The following is a 19,342-nucleotide window of genomic DNA, read 5'->3' as shown; positions in this document are numbered from 1 at the left end:
ATGGTGCCTAATGACAGCCTATCGCTTTTGTACCTAGACGCGGATAGCCGAATCACTGGGTGAGACGGGAGCGGGCAGGAAGGTCTCCCCCATCAGGTGCTTATCGACGGCTGCGGCGGCGGCGCGACCCTCTGCAATTGCCCAAACAATCAAGGACTGTCCGCGTCCGGCATCACCGGCAACGAAGACGCCTTCGCGGCTGGACATGTAGTAGCCATCGCGCTTGACGTTCGAACGCGAGTCGAGGTTCACAGGCAGCTGGTGTGTCAATTCGGCCGTTTCGGGACCGGTGAAGCCCAACGCTAGGAACACGAGGTCGGCGGCGATGATGCGTTCGGTGCCTTCCTTCGGCACACGACGGCCACCCACAAAATCGGTTTCGGCAATCTTGAGCCCGGTCAGGACACCATTTTCACCCAAGAATTCAACGGTGGACGCCAGGTAACTGCGCTCCCCGCCTTCCTCATGGGCGCTGGCAACCTCGAACAAGTTCGGGAAGGTCGGCCACGGCTGCTCAGCGGAACGCTCTGCCGGCGGCTGGTTACCAATCGCCAGAGTCGTCACCGAAGCAGCCTGCTGACGGTGTGCCGTGCCGAGGCAGTCAGCACCCGTGTCACCACCACCGAGGATCACCACGTGCTTGCCGCGGGCATCGATCTGGCCCTCGAGCACATCGCCGGCCACTGCCTTGTTGCCCTGCACCAGGTAGTCCATGGCGAAATGCACGCCAGTGAGGGCACGGCCCGGGATCGGCAGATCGCGCGGAACAGTTGCTCCCGTGCAGACCACAACAGCATCGTAGCGACGGCGCAGCTCATCCCATCCGATGTCCTTGCCAACCTCGATGCCGGTACGGAATCGGGTGCCCTCGGCGGTCATCTGCTCGACGCGGCGGTCAACACTTTCCTTTTCGAGCTTGAAGTCCGGGATGCCATAGCGCAAGAGGCCACCGATCCGATCATCACGCTCGTACACAGCAACCGTGTGGCCGGTTCGCGTCAGCTGCTGGGCAGCTGCCAGCCCTGCCGGACCAGAACCCACGACGGCGACCGTCTTACCTGTGAGCCGGGCCGGGGGCAGCGGGTGTACCCAGTCCTGGTCGAAGGCCTCATCGATGATCGAGACCTCCACCTGCTTGATGGTCACGGCCGGCTGGTTGATGCCCAAAACACAGGCGGACTCGCAGGGAGCCGGGCAGAGCCGTCCGGTCCATTCGGGGAAGTTGTTCGTGGAGTGGAGGCGCTCGATGGCTTCCTGGCCCTTACCGCGCCAGGTCAGATCGTTCCATTCCGGAATGAGGTTACCGAGCGGGCAACCCTGGTGGCAGAACGGCACACCGCAGTCCATGCAGCGTCCAGCCTGTGACTTCAGGACGCCTTTTTCCTGCGCCTCATACACTTCCTTCCAGTCCATGATGCGGACCGGGACGGGGCGACGGGTCTGAGTGATGCGTTCCCGATTGTTCAAGAAACCGTGCGGATCAGCCACCGGTGACCTCCAAAATTTTCTGCCAGACAGTTGCGCCATCCGGGTCTTCGCCCCGCTCGGCTGCTGCCGAACGGGTTTCCAATACTGCTGCGTAATCGCGCGGGAGCACCTTGGTGATGCGGGCTACGGTTGCGGGGAAGTCGACGAGCAAAGCGGCTGCCGTCTCGGATTCGGTTTCATCCATATGGCGCTGCAGGAGCGTGCGGACCAGATCCTGATCTGCGTCGTTGAGCTCGAGCAACTGCAGCTCACCTGAATCCAGCGACACCTTGTTGACACGGTTGGGATCCAGGTCCAAAACGTACGCCGTACCGCCAGACATGCCGGCGCCGAAGTTACGTCCCGTGGCACCCAGGATCAAGGTGCGGCCACCGGTCATGTACTCGCAACCGTGATCGCCAATGCCTTCAACCACGGCCGTTGCGCCGGAGTTACGGACCAGGAAGCGCTCCCCTACCGTACCGCGCAGGAACATTTCACCGCTTGTGGCACCGTACCCAATGACGTTACCGGCAATGACGTTCTCAGCGGCCACGAAGGGGCTGCTGCGATCCGGGCGGACCGTAATGCGTCCGCCGGACAGGCCCTTGCCAACATAGTCGTTGGCGTCGCCGAGCAAACGCAGCGTCACACCGGCCGGCAGGAAGGCACCGAGCGACTGACCGGCCTGACCGGTCAGGGTCACATCGATCGTGTCCGGGCCCAGCACGTCAATGCCGAAGGTCTTGGTGACGTGGTGGCCCAGCAGGGTTCCCACCGAACGGTCCGTGTTGATGACGGGCACGCTGATCTTGACCGGAGCACGATCGGTGAGTGCCTCGGCGCTCATGGTGATCAGCTGCTGGTCAAAGTGCTTTTCCAGCTCGTGGTTCTGGTCCTTGAGGTGACGGACGGGGGCGCTTGCGGGCACACCGGCGTCGGAGAGGATGGGGCTGAGGTCTAGGCCCTCGGTCTTCCAGTGGTTCAGCGCAGCCTTGATGTCGAGCACATTGGACTGCCCAATGGCTTCTTCGAGGCTACGGAAACCAAGTTCAGCCAAGAGTTCGCGGACTTCCTCAGCGAGGAATTCGAAGAAGTTGACCACGAATTCGGGCTTGCCGGTGAAGCGCTGGCGCAGCTCGGGGTTCTGTGTAGCGACACCGACGGGGCAGGTATCAAGGTGGCAGACGCGCATCATGACACAGCCGGAAACCACCAGAGGTGCCGTCGCAAAGCCGTATTCCTCGGCACCCAGGAGGGCTGCGATGATGACGTCGCGGCCCGTCTTGAGCTGACCGTCAACCTGCACCACCACACGTTCGCGCAGGCCGTTCAGGCGCAGCGTCTGCTGCGTTTCAGCAAGACCCAATTCCCACGGCATGCCAGCATGCTTGAGCGAGTTCAGCGGGCTAGCGCCGGTGCCGCCGTCATGACCGGATACCAGCACGACGTCGGCCTTGGCCTTGGTCACGCCGGAGGCCACGGTGCCAATCCCCATCTCGGAGACCAGCTTGACGTGCACGCGGGCGCTCGGGTTGGCGCGCTTGCAATCGTAAATCAGCTGCGCCAGGTCCTCGATCGAGTAAATATCGTGGTGCGGCGGCGGGGAAATCAGTCCGACGCCAGGAGTGGAGTGACGCGTTTCCGCGATCCACGGGTACACCTTCTTAGCCATGAGCTGGCCACCCTCGCCGGGCTTAGCACCCTGCGCCATCTTGATCTGGATGTCTTGGGCGTTCGTCAGGTAGAGGCTCGTGACACCGAAGCGGCCCGAGGCCACCTGCTTGATGGCACTGCGACGCTCCGGATCCAGGAGACGGTCAACGTCCTCGCCACCTTCACCCGTATTGGACTTGGCGCCCAAACGGTTCATGGCGATCGCGAGCGTCTGGTGCGCCTCCTGCGAGATGGAGCCGTAGCTCATGGCACCGGTGGAGAAGCGCTTGACGATACTGCTGACCGACTCGACCTCGTCCAGTGGCACGGGCGGACGCTGGCCATCCTTGAAGGTGAGCAGGCCGCGGAAGGTCATGAGCTTGTTAGCCTGCTCATCGACGCCCTGCGTGTACTTCTTGAAGATGTCGTAGCGGCGTTCCCGTGTTGCGTGCTGCAGACGGAAGACCGTGTCCGGGTTGAACAGGTGCGGCTCGCCATCGCGACGCCACTGGTATTCGCCGCCACCCAGAAGCGGGCGGTGCGGAACATCCACGCCGTCAACGGGGTAAGCCAGGATATGGCGTGCCGAAACTTCCTTGGCGATTACATCAAGGCCGACACCACCGAGCTGAGTCACGGTGCCCGTGAAGTACTCGCCGATGAGTTCCTCGGACAGTCCAAGTGCTTCGAAGGTCTGTGCGCCACAGTAGGAAGCTACCGTGGAGATGCCCATCTTGGACATGATCTTCAAGACGCCCTTGCCCAGACCCTTGATCAGGTTATGGACACCTTCTTCGGGGGTAACCCCGACGACGTCTTCGTTGCGGATGAGTTCCTCAACGGATTCCATGGCCAGGTACGGGTTGACGGCGGCTGCGCCGTAACCGACGAGGACTGCCACGTGGTGAACTTCGCGGACGTCGCCGGCCTCAACCACGAGGGAAACCTTGGTGCGATTGGCGCTGCGCAGCAGGTGGTGGTGCACGGCGCTCAGGAGCAGCAGCGACGGGATGGGAGCCCATACCGCCGAGGAATCCCTATCGGAGAGCACAATGTACTGCACGCCGCGGTTGATAGCACCGGAAACCTGCTCACCGATCTCGGAGAGTCGGGCACGCAGGGCCACCTCACCGCCGTCGACCTTGTAGAGGCCGCGAACCTTCATGGAGATTCGCTCGCCACCGGAGCCATCGGCTGCCAGGGGTGATTCCATGTTGGCGATCTTGGCCAGATCGTCGTTGTTGATCACGGGGAAGGTCAGCGCCAGCTGCGGCGCCGTGACCTTGTTACGGGAGAGCAGATTGCCCTGGGGGCCAATCGTGGTGTGTAGCGAGGTGACGAGCTCTTCGCGGATAGCATCCAGCGGCGGGTTGGTCACCTGAGCGAACTGCTGCACAAAGTAGTCAAAGAGCAGGCGCGGGCGCTCGGAGAGCACGGCGACAGGAGTGTCGGTTCCCATGGCGCCCAGAGGCTCGGCACCGGTCTTCGCCATGGGGCCCAGCATGATCTTAAGTTCTTCGGTGGTGTAGCCGAAGGTGCGCTGACGATGCAGCACCGAGGAACTCGTGTGAACGACGTGTTCCCGCTCAGGCAGATCAGCCAGCTGGATGGTGTTTTCCTTGGCCCAGGTCTCGTACGGGTGAGCCGCGGCAACCTCAGCCTTGACGGTCTCATCGCTGATGAGCTCGCCCTTGTCGGTGTCGACCAGGAACATGGTGCCGGGAGAAACTCGGCCCTTTTGTACGATGGTTGCCGGATCTAATTCCAGCACGCCAACCTCGGAGGCGAGGACAACCAGACCATCGTCGGTGACCCAGAAGCGGGCCGGGCGCAGACCATTACGGTCCAAGGTGGCACCGACCAGGTTGCCGTCGGTGAAGGAGACGGCCGCGGGGCCGTCCCACGGTTCCATCATGAGTGAGTGGTATTCGTAGAAGGCCTTGCGGGCCGGATCCATCGTGGCGTGGTTTTCCCAGGCCTCGGGGATCATCATCATGACGGCTTCGGTGATGGGACGGCCGGAGAGCCAGAGCAACTCGGCAACCTCATCGAAGGAGGCGGAGTCTGATGCACCGGGGGTGCAGATCGGGAACAGTTCCTCCGGGGTCTCACCCAGCAAGGGGTGAGCCATGGTGGACTGGCGGGCGCGCATCCAGTTCCGGTTGCCCTTGACGGTGTTGATTTCACCGTTGTGAGCAATCGTGCGGAACGGCTGGGCCAGCGGCCAGGACGGGAAGGTGTTCGTGGAGAAGCGAGAATGCACAATGGCAAGCTTCGTGGCGAAGCGCGCGTCGGAGAGGTCCGGGTAGAACGGCTCGAGCTGGGCCGTGGTGAGCATGCCCTTGTAAACAATGGTCTTGGAGGAGAACGACGGGAAGTACACGCCGAACTTCTGCTGTGCCAGCTTGCGCAGGCGGAAGGCCTTGCCGTCCAGCACGTTGGCGCTGCGGGCATCCAAGGGCTGTGCGGGTTCCTGTGCCAGGGCGAGAAAGAGCTGGCTGAAGTACGGCATGCAGGCCACAGAAGCGGCACCGACCGAGTCGCTGACGACGGGAACTTCACGCCATCCCAAAACGCGCAGTCCTTCGCGCTCGGCAAGCTCTTCCATACCGGCGACGGCGGCAGCGCGCTCATGCGCTTCCACCGGCAAGAAGGCGGTTCCTACTGCGTAGTTCCCCTGCGCGGGCAGTTCAAAGCCAACGACGGCGCGGAAGAACTCGTCAGGGACCTGAATCAAAATACCGGCGCCATCGCCGGTGCCTTCGTCAGCTCCGACGGCGCCGCGGTGTTCGAGGTTGCGCAGGGCGATGAGAGCCTTCTGCACAATGTCGTGTTCCGGAATGCCGCGCATGGTGGCGACGATAGCCAAACCACAGGCGTCCTTTTCGGACTCCGGGCGGTAAAGCCCCGCCTGCTCCGGCATGCCGGCAAAGCGGGTGAACGGCGATACTGCCGATGGCTGATGGGAGTCACGTGCTTGAGTCTGTGTCACGACGTGTAAGTCCTTCCCCTTGTTAGAGCGATTCGTGGGGACGACGCTGGCCCGATGCGTTGGGAAAGCGGATCTTCCTCAACGGTAGTGATGTCTTGCTGTTACTTGGTGCCCTGCCGGCCGCTGGTGAAGCGTAGGGCAGTTGCACAATTGCACGGTGATCCTTGGGTCACAACTTCCCGTGCGGCGTTTTTACTATATAGCCGTGTGCACGCAGGAAATATGCAGATCTTAGTATCTGACACTTTCTGCACGATCAGTACTATTTGGCTGCTGGGCATTTTCGGAAACGTGCGGGATCGCGCGTAATGTGGCCGCAAGGAGCACTTTGGATGATTAACTTTGGGCAGCAAAAAGGGCGGCCCAGGAAATCCCGGACCGCCCTTGAGCGAATGGCTGACGGCTCAGCGCCGGCAGCTAGTTCTTGATGGCTAGCTGTTCTCGCCCGATTCGTCGTCTCGTGACGTTTCCACCGTGTTGGTGGCGGGGGCCGAGGAGTCGGTCCCGCCGTCGTTCTTGACAGGGTTGACGGCCACAGCGGGCTCTCGACCGGCGAGGAAGACCGATTCCTGATCCTTCCCGCGGCGCACCACGGTCAAGATCAGGAACAAGATCAAGGCGGCCAGGAAGACCACGATGCTGGTCCAGACGTTCAGTCGTGCCGAGATGCCCAGGATCGTGACCTGCTCGGCGGAATCGATGCGGAGCATTTCAATCCATACGCGTCCGGCCGTGTAAATCATGGCGTAGAGCAGGAACAGCCGGCCGCTGCGCAGGCGGAACTTTCGATCCACAAGCAACAAGACCGCGACACCGGCAAGGTTCCACAAGCACTCGTACAAGAACGTGGGGTGGAAGAGTGTGTCGGGGCTGTAACCGGCCGGGACAAACTCGGGTGAAACGCTCAAGCCCCACGGCAAGGTGGTGGGTCCACCGAAGAGTTCCTGGTTGAAGTAATTGCCCCAACGACCCAAGGCTTGAGCCAAGAGGATGCCCGGGGCCGCAGCGTCGATGAACGCAGAGATCTTCACGTTCGCGCGGCGGCAACCGATCCAGGCACCGATCACGCCGAGAACCACGGCACCCCAAATACCCAGGCCGCCCAACCAGATCTGCGGGATGAGCGAGAGGTCGCCCGTGCCGTCAAAGCCGGGGCCGAAGTAGGCATCCGGTGAGGAGACCACATGGTAGAGCCGGCCGCCGATGATGCCGAAGGGGATGGCCCAGATGGCGATATCCCACAGCGAGCCTTCGGGGCCGCCACGCTTCTTCCAGCGACGATCCGTCAGCCACAGGGCAGCGACGATACCGGCCAGGATGCACAAGGCATAGGCGTGAATGCGCAAGGGGCCCAGGTCAACGCCCGACCACACGGGTGCGGGGATGGCGGTGGCGAGGGTCGCGGGCGCCAAGGCGGCGATCATGCAGAAACCGTCTCGGCGGTGGGGAGGTCAAAACCCGTGCTGAGTTCCTTTGCCAGGGCGGCCACGGCGGGTACTCCACCGTCGCGCAGGGCTGCCACGAGGGCGGTGCCTACGATGACACCATCGGCGTAGGCGGCGATTTCACGCACATGGGAGGCCTTGGATACACCCAGACCAACACAGGCACGTTCGGCTCCTGCAGCATGGGCTGCTGCAACCACGGCCTCGGCGGCGCTGGAAACTTCGGTACGAGCGCCCGTGACACCCATGATGGAGACGGCGTACACGAAACCACGGGTTGCCTTGACCGTCATGGCCACACGTTCCGGCGTCGAGGACGGAGCGACGAGGAACACGCGGTCCAGTCCGTACTTATCCGATGCGGACATCCATTCGGCGGCCTCATCCGGGACGAGGTCGGGGGTAATGAGCCCTGCTCCTCCGGCTTCGGCGAGGCGTCGGGAAAATTCGTCGACGCCCATGCGCATGACGGGGTTCCAGTACGTCATGACTAGGACGGCGGCGTCGGTTTCGGCTGTAATGGCAGCGACAACGTCGAAGACGTCTGCAACGTGGAAGCCATTTTCCAGGGCCTGGGTGGTGGCGGCCTGAATGACGGAGCCATCCATGACCGGGTCGGAGTACGGGATACCGATCTCGATGATATCGGCACCGTTGCGCGCCAAAGCGATGGCCGCGTCGATCGAGGTCTGCTTGTCCGGGAAGCTGGCGGGCAGGTAGGCGATGAGGGCCTTACGGCCTGCCTTGCGTGCCCGCTCGACGGCGGCGGCGGACTTGCTCACGATGGCCTCGGACGCGTCGTTGCTGAAGTTGGTCTCACTCATTGCTAGCATCCTCTGCATTCATATCCATGGTGTCTGCTGTTGCCGCACCAGCGCCGTGAGCTGCACCCTTGGCGCTGCGGGTGGAGAGCATGGTGCCCTTGACGTTGCCGTCTTCATCGAGCAAACCGAACCAATCGGCCGCCGTCTGAACGTCCTTATCGCCACGGCCGGAGAGGTTGACAATGACAACCACATCTTCCGGGTTTACGGCGTCGGCGGTGAGTCGCTGGCCGACCTTCAAGGCACCGGCAAGAGCATGTGAGGACTCAATCGCGGGAATGATGCCTTCCGTGCGGCACAGCAACTTGAAGGCATCCATGGCTTCAACGTCGGTGATGGCCTCGTAGCTGACTCGGCCCAGATCGGCCAGGTAAGCATGCTCGGGGCCAACGCCGGGGTAATCCAGACCGGCCGAGATGGAGTGTGACTCGATGGTCTGGCCATCTTCGTCCTGCATCAGGTAGGAGCGAGCGCCGTGCAAAACGCCGGGGCGACCCAGCGTGATGGTGGCTGCGTGGCGTCCGGTGTCAACACCGTCGCCGGCTGCCTCAAAGCCGTAGATCTTGACGGCGGCATCGTCGAGGAAGCCGTGGAACAGGCCGATAGCGTTGGAGCCGCCACCGATACAGGCACACACGGCATCGGGCAGGCGACCGATCTGGTCAATGATCTGACCGCGAGCCTCCTCGCCGATGACCTCGTGGAAGAAGCGGACCATCGCCGGGAACGGGTGGGCACCCGAGACCGTGCCAAGGACGTAGTGGGTATTCTCCACATTGGCGACCCAGTCACGCAAGGCGTCATTGATGGCGTCCTTGAGCGTCTGCGAACCGTTCGTGACCGGAACGACCGTAGCGCCGAGCAGCTGCATGCGGGCAACGTTCAACGCCTGACGGCGGCAGTCCTCGGCACCCATGTACACGACACATTCCAGGCCCAGCAGGGCGGCCGCGGTGGCACTGGCCACGCCGTGCTGACCGGCGCCGGTTTCGGCGATGATGCGTGTCTTGCCCATGCGCTTGGCCAACAAGGCCTGGCCCAGAACGTTGTTGATTTTGTGCGAACCCGTGTGGTTGAGGTCTTCGCGCTTGAGGAACACCCGTGCTCCTCCGGCGTGGGCGCTGAAGCGCTTGGCCTCGGTCAGCAGGGAGGGCCGGCCGGAGTAGTTCTTATTGAGATCGGCGATTTCTGCCAAGAATTCAGGGTCAACCTTTGCTTTTTCAAAAGTTTCCTCGATCTCATCCAAGGCTGCGATGAGAGATTCAGGCATCCAACGGCCGCCGTAGCTGCCAAAGTACGGCCCGGGAGCATGCCGCAAGGACGGCCCCTGGGAAGCGTCTGCCGGGGTTGAGCCCTGCAGGAATGCTGTTGCCGGATCCACCATATCGGCGGGATCCTGAGACGAAGCTGCTGGCACGTGAGCCATCAGTTCCACCGTCCTGTTCTAAGAATAATCATGCGCTTATTGAGCAAATGGCGATCGCGACCGGCAGGGATCTGCCCCTACGTCGCGGTGTAACAGTAAAAATCTTTTCTTGAAAATAATGGACGGAAAGGCCTGCCCGATGCCGGACAAGCCCTCCCTGATAAAACATCTTCTAAGCGAGAAGGCCTGGTCAGCGTGCGCTAATGGCCAGTGCTCCCGCAGCCTTGAATTCGGCGATTCGCTCGCTCGGTGTGGAATCCTTCACGAGTGCCTCGCCCACCAGGATGGCGTGGGCGCCGTTCTCGCTGTAGTGCGTCACATCGCTCGCGTCGCGAACACCGGATTCGGCCACCACGATGGCACCCGCCGGAATCTTGCCAGCCAAGGCGGCAAAGACGCTGCGGTCCACGTCGAGGGTCTTCAGGTTACGGACGTTGATGCCAATGATCTTGGCGTCGACGGCCACAGCCCGTTCGATTTCTTCGGCGGTGTGGGTCTCCACGACGGCGTTCATCCCCAGCTCGTGGGTCAGCGCCAGATAGCTGCGCAGTTCCTCGTCGCTGAGTGCGGCCACGATCAACAGCACCAGGTCAGCGCCATGGGCACGGGCTTCCCAGATCATGTATTCATCGCAGGTGAAATCCTTACGCAATACAGGAATGTCCACGGCAGCCTTCACGGCGTCCAAGTCAGCCAAAGAACCGCCAAAGCGGCGTTCCTCGGTGAGGACACTGATGATGGAGGCTCCGCCGTCGCGGTAAAGAACTGCCAACGCTGCGGGGTCGCTGATACCAGCAAGATCACCCTTGGAGGGGCTCTTGCGCTTGACCTCGGAGATGACCTTCAGATCGGGACGCTCGGCCGAGGGGCCACCCAGGGCAGCCCAGGCATCAAGAGCGGGGGGCACCTGCTTGACCTGCTCCTGCAGCTCGGCGAGGCTCACACGCGCCTGACGCGCCTGCATGTCCTCCCGGACGCCGTCGATGATCTCCATCAAAACACTCACTGCTAGTGGCCGGTGTTCTTCAGCTTGCTTCCGCCAACGCCGTAACCTGCTGCACGCAGTACGGGGCCAAGGATCAGGCCGACGACCATGACGCCAACACCGACGATGAACAGCACGGTGGCCTCCGAGCCCATGACGAAGGCGATGCAGCTAATGAGCGCGCCGATGAGCGTGGTTCCTACCAAGGCCCACGCTGCCGGGCTGTTGCCGTGACCGATCTCAACGCTGTGGTCAACGGGTTCCTGTACGGATACTGATGCAGCCGACTTGTTGCTCATTGGTAAATCTCCCTATTTAATGCGGATACTAAAAATACATTCTGCCATCACTTGCCCCGTGAAGCGCAAAGGTGCGCACTCTGTGGACGCGTGCCGGAACTACTCTGTGGGGTCTTCGCCCCGACTGAGGCGGTCCCAGTGGTCAATCTCGTCGATCGGACCCTCCGATTCCTTCGCCCCTGATGCCTTCGCCGCGTCGTACTTGGTGCGGACGCTCCATCCTCGCCCGGCCCACAGAGCCAAGAGCGTGACGAGGGCCAGCACGATGGCGGCCACAATGGCCAGGATGGGGAAAATGGTGGTCGTGGCATCGGAAGGCACACCCTCGACGCCGGTGGCCGCACCAACCTCGGTCATGGCCGCCGCCGACGGATCCAGCACAATTCCCAGCACGACGGCGATAATTCCGACCGCGCTAGCGAAGACGATGCAGCCGGTGACGATCCGCGCAATTTTCCCGGCGATGGTGGTTGCCAAGGATCCCGCCAGGGCCACCAGGGCCAGGGCTGAGACGGCGACGGCGGCCTTGTTGCCCGGGATATTGAGATCGGACTGAGCCACCTCACCCTGGGCGATGCCGACATGAATCCAGGTCTGTGTGGTGGTACCAAAGACGGCTAAGGCGGCCAGGATCATGAGCAGAATTAGAGAGGCCTTGCGCTGCCAGAACGGCACGCGCTTGGCGGTGGTGTGGGGCAATGCTTCACTCATGCTGTTGGTGCTGCGCTTTCCTCGAGGTCCCTCAGCGAGGCGGCCGCGTAAACTGCCCGCAGGGGTGCGGCAGCCTTGTTGACAGTTTCTTCGGCTTCAGTCTCGTTGACCGAATCGGCCACGATGCCGCCACCGGCTTGCACGTAGGCTTTGCCGTTGCGCAGAAGTGCCGAACGGATGGCGATGGCCATGTCCATGTCGCCGGCGAAGTCCATGTAGCCCACGACTCCCCCGTAAATGCCGCGGCGGTGTGGTTCAAGTTCGTCCAGCAGGCTCAGGGCACGCGGCTTGGGCGCACCCGAGAGAGTTCCCGCCGGGAAGGTCGCGGCCAAGACGTCGTAGGCGCTCTTGTCGGGGCTCAGCGTTCCCACCACAGTGGAGACGAGGTGCATGATGTGGCTAAAGCGCTCCACCTCCATGAACTGGGTGACGTCGACCGTGCCAGGCTGGCAGACCTTGGAGAGGTCGTTGCGAGAGAGGTCAACGAGCATGAGGTGCTCGGAGCGTTCCTTCTCATCGGCCAGAAGATCCTTGGCAAGCCAAATGTCTTCCTCCGTGGTGCCGCCGCGCGGACGGGAACCGGCGATGGGGTGGGTGATGACCTCGTTGCCCAGCAGGCTGACGAGGGCCTCGGGTGAGGAGCCCACGATGGAGTAGGGCTGACCCTGTGCGTCCTCGAAGCTGTACAGGTACATGTACGGGCTGGGGTTGGTGTTGCGCAGCACGCGGTAAACATCCAGCGCGGAGGCTTCGCAGACCATTTCGAAACGGCGCGAGACCACAACCTGGAACACTTCGCCGTCGACGATGGCGACCTTGGCCCGATCCAGGGCCTTGAGGTATTCCTGACGATCCCAGCGTTCCTGGACGCTTTCGGCAAAGCTGGCCGCCGGGACATCAAGGACAGACATGGGCTGGGCTACCGGAAGACGCAATTGATCCACCATGGCGCGCACGCGAGCCACCGCGTCGTGCCAGGCATCGTCAACGTTCTCATCTGTGCCATTGGCATTGATGGCGTTGGCGATCAGCAGCACGGTGCCTTCGTTGTTGTCGTGGACAGCCATATCGGCCACGAGGTTCAAGGCGACCTCGGGCAGCTGAAGATCATCCAGCGGAGGCGTGGGCAGCTTCTCCCAATGGCGGACAGCTTCCCAACCGACAAAACCCACCAGGCCCGAGGTGAACGGCGGCAGGCCGGGCAGGCGCTCGGTCGCCAGTAACTTCAGGGTGGCCTCCATGGCGGCCACGGGGTTGCCGTCGAGGGGGACGCCTGCGGGAGGTTCACCCTGCCAGAAGGTCCCGCCGTCGTCCGAGGTCAAGGTGGCACTGGAGCGCACCCCGATGAAGGAGTAGCGCGACCAGACGCCGCCTGCGGCCGCCGATTCCATCAAGAACGTGCCGGGTGCGCCGGCGGCCAAGGAGCGGTACAGGCCGATGGGGGTCTGCGCGTCGGCGAGGACTTTCAGATGAACCGGGACGACCCGACGTGTCCGGGCCAATTCCCGAAATTCCGTCAACGAGGGGCTGATGACACCTAAATCTTGCATGGAATGAAGGCTTTCTTGAGTCAGACGGTGAATGAAGAGAGGGGTCGAACCGGGCTACGCGTCCCGGTGACCCACGACGGCGGGCAGTGCGCGGCCGTCAAAGCAGGTGGTGGTTCCGGTGTGGCAGGCTGCGCCAACCTGATCGACGGTGATCAACAGGGCGTCTCCGTCGCAGTCAAGGGCAACAGACTTCACGAACTGGAAATGACCGGAGGTATCGCCCTTGCACCAATATTCCTGGCGTGAGCGTGAGTAAAAGGTCACACGGCCCGTGGAGAGGGTCCGGTTCAGGGCCTCATCATCCATCCAGCCAAGCATCAAGACTTCTTTACTGTCGAACTGCTGGATGATGGCTGCAACGAGGCCCGCACCATCATGCTTGAGCTTCGTTGCAATCTCGGCAGGCAAGGCAAGGGGCGACTGACCGGCGGCTTCGGCCGGAGTTGACTGGGGTTCTAGGCTTTGTGGCATCGCCACCAATTCTAGTGCCAGATGAGTACTCAATTGCCATCCGGTCCATGTGCCGAGAGGAAATCTCGAGTCCTTTCGCAACACAGTGACTAAGGTGTCAATTCTCCTGCGGCGGTTCTAGGTGCCTTGATGGCGAATACATGCTAATTTCACAAGTGATGCGATTTGTAGAACCTTCCCGTGAAGTCCTCGCCGAGACCCTGCTGGCAGCCGGTCCCGGCGCTGACACCTTGTGCGACGGGTGGCGAACCCAAGAACTAGCCGCACATTTATTCCTGCGCGAACACAACCCGCGCGCGGGCCTCGGCATGGTGCTCAAACCATGGAAGAAAGCCACCGAAAAGGCCACCGCGAAACTGGCCGCCGAGTCCAGCACACCCGAGAGCTACGCCGCCCTGGTCGAGAAATTCCGGGCCGGCCCGCCCAAGTTGTCACCCTTTGCGCTGAAGGCCATCGACCACAGCGCAAACCTCATTGAATTTTTCATCCATACCGAGGACATTCGCCGCGCCTCCGACCGCTGGGCACCGCGCACCCTGGACGCTGCGTACTCCGAGGTTCTCTGGAACGATCTGGTCAAGCGCGCGGCAATTTTGTACCGCGGCGTGGATCTTGGCATTGTCCTGGTCAACCCCGCCGGACCCCGCCATGTGGCTAAGCGCGCACCTGTTTCCGTCGCCATCGTGGGCGACCCCGGGGAACTGCTCATGCACGCCAACGGCCGCACAAGCCATGCGCTCGTCTCCTTCGAGGGCCAGCCGGACGCCGTCGCGCTGCTCCAAACCGCAGAAGTTGGACTCTAAGCTCAGCGCTTTTCGCATGCTCTCGCTAAGTCTTTGAAGAACCGAGAGCGCCACAGCCCTGCGGTGTGGGCGGCGACCTCCCGCTCGCCACTCTCACCCGTTAACGTCGTAGGTGCCTGAACCCCACGCACTATCGGGTTCAGGCACCTACTGTATGAAATTAAACTGACTTGCTGGTCGCTAGCGGACTTCGTAACCGGCGTCGCGAATAGCCTTCTTGACGTCCGCGATGGCACTGTCCGGACCAAAGTGGAACACTGAAGCGGCCAGCACGGCATTTGCGCCAGCGGCAACCGCGGGCGGGAAGTGCTCGGGCTTGCCGGCCCCGCCCGAGGCGATGATCGGGATGTGGACGGCCGCCCGCACCAGGCGGATCAGTTCGAGGTCGAAGCCTTCCTTCGTGCCGTCGGCGTCGATCGAGTTGAGCAGGATTTCGCCCACACCACGATCGGCAGCCTCCTTGGCCCATTCGATGGCATCCATCCCGGTGCCCTTGCGGCCCCCATGCGTCGTGACCTCAAAGCCCGACGGCGTGCTGCCACCCTGTGTGCGGCGCGCGTCAACGCTCAGGACCAAGACCTGCGAACCAAAGCGGTGCGTGATCTCGTCAATAACACCAGGACGGGCAATGGCTGCCGTATTAATGGAGGCCTTATCGGCCCCATAGCGCAGCAGCTTGTCGACGTCGGACACCTCGCGGACTCCCCCACCAACGGTCAGTGGGATGAAGATTTGCTCGGCGGCGCGGGAGACCACGTCAAAGGTCGTCTCACGGTTACCCGAGGACGCCGTGACATCCAGGAACGTCAGCTCGTCGGCTCCGGCGAGGTCGTAGCGCTTGGCCAGTTCCACGGGATCTCCGGCGTCGCGAAGGTTTTGGAACTTAACGCCCTTGACGACTCGTCCAGCGTCTACGTCCAGGCAGGGGATAACTCTGATGGCAACACTCATGGCATCTACCTTCTGGTTTAAGTTAGCGGCGCTGACGGAAAATTAGATGCGGCAGGCGTGGATGCTGCTGACCAGGATGGCGCGGGCGCCGAGGTCGTACAGCTCATCCATAATGCGGTTCGTGTCCTTGGCTTCAACCATGGAACGGACAGCAACCCAGTCGGTGTCGCGCAACGGGGACACCGTGGGGGACTCGAGCCCGGGGGTCAGGGCCGTGGCCTTTTCCATGAGCGTCTTAGGCACGTCGTAGTCCAAGAGAACGTACTGACGAGCCACAAGAACGCTATGGAGGCGGCGGATCAAAACCTCAACACCGGGAGGAGGCGTGACGCCGCGGCGACCAATCAACAACGCTTCCGAGCTCAGGATGGGCTCACCGAAGATCTCCATGCCGGCGGCCTTGAGGGTGCTGCCGGTTTCCACGACGTCGGCAATCGCGTCGGCGACTCCCAGACGTACGGAGGATTCGACGGCACCGTCAAGGCGAACCACCTGGGCGTTGATGCCCAGTTCGGCCAGGTATTCACGCAACAGGCCGTCATAGCTGGTGGCCAGACGCTTGCCCTCAAGCTGGGCGGCGCTGCTGAAGTCACCGATGGGACCGGCAAAGCGGAAGGTGGACTTGGCGAAGCCCAAGGGCAGGAGCTCCTCGGCGTCAACCTGGGCATCCATGAGAAGGTCGCGGCCGGTGATGCCCACGTCCAGGGTTCCGGCACCAACGTAAACGGCGATGTCACGGGGACGCAGGAAGAAGAACTCAACGTTGTTCTCCGGGTCAACCATGACAAGCTCGCGTGAATCGCGGCGCTGGCGGTAACCAGCCTCCGCCAACATCGCTGAGGCTGCTTCGGACAGGGCACCCTTGTTAGGGACGGCTACACGCAACATGATAAAAGTCTTTCAGATTGGTCAAACTAAAGGTTTCGGCACTGGTTGGCAGTGCCATTTCAGGGTTGGTTCAAACAGCCACGGCATGTGGCTACAGATGCTTGTAAACGTCCTGAAGGGTCAAACCTTTAGCGATCATCATGACCTGCAGGTGGTAGAACAGCTGGGAAATCTCCTCGGCGCAGGCTTCATCCGATTCATACTCGGCGGCCATCCACACCTCGGCGGCTTCCTCAACCACTTTCTTGCCAATACCGTGGACACCGGATTCAATTTCGGCGACGGTACGGGAGCCAGCGGGCCGGGCTGCGGCTTTCTCACTGAGCTCGTCAAAAAGGGATTCGAAGGTCTTCACGGGTTCCACCTTACTTGCTTCACGCGACGAACGCGGATTTTGAGACGGCGCGTGTCCACGATGTGAACACGCGCCGAGAATTAAACGCCCAGCGCGGCGAGGGTCACAGCGGTGGCCAGCGCGGCCGTCACGGCTTCGTGGCCTTTGTCCTCGCTGGAGCCCGGCAATCCGGCACGATCCAGGCCCTGCTGTTCGGTGTCGCAGGTCAGGACGCCAAAGCCCACGGGCACACCGGTACGAACACTGACATCGGTCAACCCCATCGTGGCGGCCTGGCACACGTAGTCAAAGTGCGGTGTGCCACCGCGGATGACCACGCCAAGAGCCACGACGGCGTCATAGCTGGCGGCAAGGCGTGCCGCGGCGACGGGCAGTTCAAAACTTCCTGGCACGCGCACCACGGTGGGGTTTTCAATCCCGGCGTCGGCGGCTCCCCGCAGGGCACCATCTAGCAGTCCGTCCATGATCTCCGTGTGCCAGCTGGCCGCGACAATAGCCAGCTTCAGGGCGCCGGTCTGTGACTTTTCTTCCGCGTTGAATCCGATAACTGGTGCTCCGTGACCGCTCATGAGGTGGGTCCTTCCGTGAGGTGTGAGGTGGTGGGGTTAGAAATGGATAGTGCGTGACGCATGCGGTCCCGCTTGGTTTTCAGGTACCGCAGATTCTCGCTGCGGGCCGGGACCTCGGTCGCGACAATACGCGCTACCTCGATGCCGTGCCGGGAGAGTTCCTCTTGCTTGAGCGGATTGTTGCTCAACAGGGCGATGCGGTTCAGTCCCATGGAATGCAGGATTCCGGCCGCCGCCGAATAGTCGCGGGCGTCCACGGGAAGACCCAGCTGCTCGTTGGCTTCGACGGTGTCGGCCCCGGCCTCCTGCAGGCTGTAGGCACGCATCTTGTTGGCCAACCCGATCCCGCGACCTTCCTGGCCTCGCAGATACACCAGGGTTCCGCCCCGACGATGGATCATCTCCAGAGCATAGTCCAGCTGTTCTCCGCAGTCGCAACGATAGGAGCCAAAGACGTCGCCCGTGAGACATTCCGAGTGCAGCCGGACCAGAGGTGCGGCGGCGGATTCATCAGTGAGCGTCGCATCTCCCCCGGTGATGGTGCTCGCCTCGGCAACGGCGGTGAGAGTGAGATGTTCGGCGCCAGAGTCCTCATCGATCCAGGCTTGTGCCTGAAAGGTGCCGAAGCGGGTGGGCAGTTGCACCACGGGACCGCCGGTGACGGGACCCCCGAGGGTGCTCATTGCGAGGCTCCCGCACCGGATGAAACGTACTCGACGAGATCGGCGATGGAAATCAACGGCACGCCGTGGAGATTGGCAAATTCCCGCAGGCCGTGCAGCCGGACCATTTCACCGCTGTCGTCCACTACCTCGGCAATGACACCCACGGGGGCGCACCCGGCGAGGGCGCACAGCTCAACGGCCGCTTCCGTATGGCCGGGGCGCTGGCGCACTCCCCCAGCCACAGCGCGAAGGGGGAAAATATGCCCGGGCCGGGTGACGGCGTCGGGCATGGACTGTGGATCTGCCAGGACGTTGACCGTCAAGGACCTGTCCGTGGCGCTAATTCCGGTGCTGACACCCACGGCAGCATCGCAGCTCACGGTGTAGGCGGTGCCCTTGGCGTCCTGGTTGTCGGTGACCATGTGCGGCAGGGCCAGGCGATCGGCGTCGGCGTCGCCCAGAGGAACGCAGATGACGCCGGAGCTGTGGCGGATGGTCCAGCCCATCAGCGCGGGGGTGCTGTGTTGGGCCGCGAAGATGATGTCACCTTCGTTTTCGCGATCCTCATCGTCGACCACCAGTACGGCCTCTCCGCGGGCGATGGCGGCAATGGCGAGGGCTACCGGGTCCAGGAGGGACCCTTCCCCGCTCATGCCTGGCCACCCTGAGCCAGGGTGCTGAATTCGAGCAGACGCTGGGCGTACTTGGCGAGCACGTCGACCTCGAGGTTGACGGCGCCGCCGACCGTTTTGTCGCCGAGGCCGGTCTTGGCCAAGGTCACGGGGATCAATCCCACCTCAAACCACTGCTCGTCCTCGCTAGCCGGGCTGACGGCCGTCACCGTGAGGGACACGCCGTCGATGGCGATGGAGCCCTTTTCGGCGATGTAGGGGGAGAGCTCGCGGGGAACGGAGAAGCGCAGCCGATCCCATTTTCCTTGGTTTTCGCGCTCCAACAGGGCGCCAACGCCGTCAACATGCCCCTGGACCACGTGACCGTCCAGGCGACCACCAGCCACAACGCAGCGTTCCAGGTTCACGGCATCGCCAGCGCGCAAGGCACCGGTGGTGGTGCGCAGCAGGGTTTCGCCCATGACGTCGACCTCGATATTGCCCTCGCCGAGGGAAATGGCCGTGAGGCAGACCCCGTTGATGGCAAGCGAGCCGCCCAGATCCATCCCGTCAAGGACGGAACCAGCGGCAACAACAAGAACCGCACTGTCGGTTTCCGGTTGCTGATCGATCCGCACAACCGTGCCGCGACCCTCAATAATTCCTGTAAACAT

General features: G+C 62.4%; 18 protein-coding genes. 1 reads left to right on the top strand and 17 read right to left on the bottom strand.

Going from position 1 to position 19,342, the window contains the following annotated elements:
- Positions 1–33: 33 nt before the first annotated feature.
- The 10 genes from CVS30_RS10815 to hisI all read right to left on the bottom strand — a co-directional run bounded on the left by CVS30_RS10815 (position 34) and on the right by hisI (position 13,826).
- Positions 34–1,488 (bottom strand): glutamate synthase subunit beta, encoded by a 1,455-nt coding sequence (locus CVS30_RS10815; RefSeq protein ID WP_110485342.1) that lies wholly within the window; start codon positions 1,486–1,488, stop codon positions 34–36.
- Positions 1,481–6,046 (bottom strand): glutamate synthase large subunit, encoded by a 4,566-nt coding sequence (gene gltB, locus CVS30_RS10810; protein ID WP_110485364.1) that lies wholly within the window; start codon positions 6,044–6,046, stop codon positions 1,481–1,483. The genes CVS30_RS10815 and gltB overlap by 8 nt, the downstream gene beginning before the upstream one ends.
- Positions 6,047–6,546: 500 nt before the next feature.
- Complete coding sequence (gene lgt / locus CVS30_RS10805) at positions 6,547–7,539, bottom strand: prolipoprotein diacylglyceryl transferase (RefSeq protein ID WP_110485341.1); 993 nt, start codon at positions 7,537–7,539, stop codon at positions 6,547–6,549.
- Positions 7,536–8,384 (bottom strand): tryptophan synthase subunit alpha, encoded by an 849-nt coding sequence (trpA, locus tag CVS30_RS10800; RefSeq protein WP_110485340.1) that lies wholly within the window; start codon positions 8,382–8,384, stop codon positions 7,536–7,538. The genes lgt and trpA overlap by 4 nt, the downstream gene beginning before the upstream one ends.
- A complete protein-coding gene (gene trpB, locus CVS30_RS10795) occupies positions 8,377–9,768 on the bottom strand; it encodes a tryptophan synthase subunit beta (RefSeq protein WP_110485363.1) in 1,392 nt (463 codons plus the stop codon). Before trpB ends, trpA begins: the two co-directional genes overlap by 8 nt.
- A gap of 232 nt (positions 9,769–10,000) precedes the next feature.
- Positions 10,001–10,816: an indole-3-glycerol phosphate synthase TrpC gene (trpC, locus tag CVS30_RS10790; protein ID WP_181419771.1), complete on the bottom strand. Its 816-nt coding sequence runs from the start codon at positions 10,814–10,816 to the stop codon at positions 10,001–10,003.
- Positions 10,817–10,818: 2 nt separating this feature from the next.
- Complete coding sequence (locus tag CVS30_RS10785) at positions 10,819–11,094, bottom strand: HGxxPAAW family protein (protein ID WP_110485339.1); 276 nt, start codon at positions 11,092–11,094, stop codon at positions 10,819–10,821.
- Positions 11,095–11,193: 99 nt separating this feature from the next.
- Positions 11,194–11,805: a Trp biosynthesis-associated membrane protein gene (locus CVS30_RS10780; RefSeq protein ID WP_110485338.1), complete on the bottom strand. Its 612-nt coding sequence runs from the start codon at positions 11,803–11,805 to the stop codon at positions 11,194–11,196.
- A complete protein-coding gene (locus tag CVS30_RS10775; protein WP_110485337.1) occupies positions 11,802–13,355 on the bottom strand; it encodes an anthranilate synthase component I in 1,554 nt (517 codons plus the stop codon). The genes CVS30_RS10780 and CVS30_RS10775 overlap by 4 nt, the downstream gene beginning before the upstream one ends.
- Positions 13,356–13,409: 54 nt before the next feature.
- Entirely contained in the window at positions 13,410–13,826 is a 417-nt protein-coding gene (hisI, locus tag CVS30_RS10770) for a phosphoribosyl-AMP cyclohydrolase (protein WP_110485336.1), read from the bottom strand.
- Between the two features lie 158 nt (positions 13,827–13,984).
- Between hisI and CVS30_RS10765 the strand changes: the two genes are divergently transcribed.
- Complete coding sequence (locus CVS30_RS10765; protein WP_110485335.1) at positions 13,985–14,629, top strand: TIGR03085 family metal-binding protein; 645 nt, start codon at positions 13,985–13,987, stop codon at positions 14,627–14,629.
- A gap of 180 nt (positions 14,630–14,809) precedes the next feature.
- Here the strand turns inward: CVS30_RS10765 and hisF are convergent, their stop codons facing one another.
- The 7 genes from hisF to CVS30_RS10730 form a co-directional block, all read right to left on the bottom strand.
- Positions 14,810–15,580 (bottom strand): imidazole glycerol phosphate synthase subunit HisF, encoded by a 771-nt coding sequence (gene hisF, locus CVS30_RS10760; RefSeq protein ID WP_110485334.1) that lies wholly within the window; start codon positions 15,578–15,580, stop codon positions 14,810–14,812.
- 42 nt (positions 15,581–15,622) lie between these two features.
- Complete coding sequence (hisG, locus tag CVS30_RS10755; protein ID WP_110485333.1) at positions 15,623–16,468, bottom strand: ATP phosphoribosyltransferase; 846 nt, start codon at positions 16,466–16,468, stop codon at positions 15,623–15,625.
- A gap of 91 nt (positions 16,469–16,559) precedes the next feature.
- On the bottom strand, positions 16,560–16,823 hold the full coding sequence (locus CVS30_RS10750) for a phosphoribosyl-ATP diphosphatase (protein ID WP_110485332.1): 264 nt from the start codon (positions 16,821–16,823) through the stop codon (positions 16,560–16,562).
- Positions 16,824–16,903: 80 nt separating this feature from the next.
- The gene (gene ribH / locus CVS30_RS10745) at positions 16,904–17,392 is read right to left on the bottom strand and encodes a 6,7-dimethyl-8-ribityllumazine synthase (protein ID WP_110485331.1); all 489 of its coding nucleotides are present in this window, start codon (positions 17,390–17,392) and stop codon (positions 16,904–16,906) included.
- Positions 17,389–18,075, bottom strand: coding sequence for a GTP cyclohydrolase II (locus CVS30_RS10740; protein WP_110485330.1), 687 nt, complete (start codon positions 18,073–18,075; stop codon positions 17,389–17,391). The genes ribH and CVS30_RS10740 overlap by 4 nt, the downstream gene beginning before the upstream one ends.
- Positions 18,072–18,710 (bottom strand): 3,4-dihydroxy-2-butanone-4-phosphate synthase, encoded by a 639-nt coding sequence (ribB, locus tag CVS30_RS10735; RefSeq protein WP_110485329.1) that lies wholly within the window; start codon positions 18,708–18,710, stop codon positions 18,072–18,074. The genes CVS30_RS10740 and ribB overlap by 4 nt, the downstream gene beginning before the upstream one ends.
- Complete coding sequence (locus tag CVS30_RS10730) at positions 18,707–19,342, bottom strand: riboflavin synthase (protein WP_110485328.1); 636 nt, start codon at positions 19,340–19,342, stop codon at positions 18,707–18,709. The genes ribB and CVS30_RS10730 overlap by 4 nt, the downstream gene beginning before the upstream one ends.

The sequence above is a fragment of the Arthrobacter psychrolactophilus genome, assembly GCF_003219795.1.
GTDB lineage: Bacteria > Actinomycetota > Actinomycetes > Actinomycetales > Micrococcaceae > Specibacter > Specibacter psychrolactophilus.
Note: the sequence above shows the minus strand (reverse complement) of the source record. Positions and strands in the feature narration are given on the sequence as shown.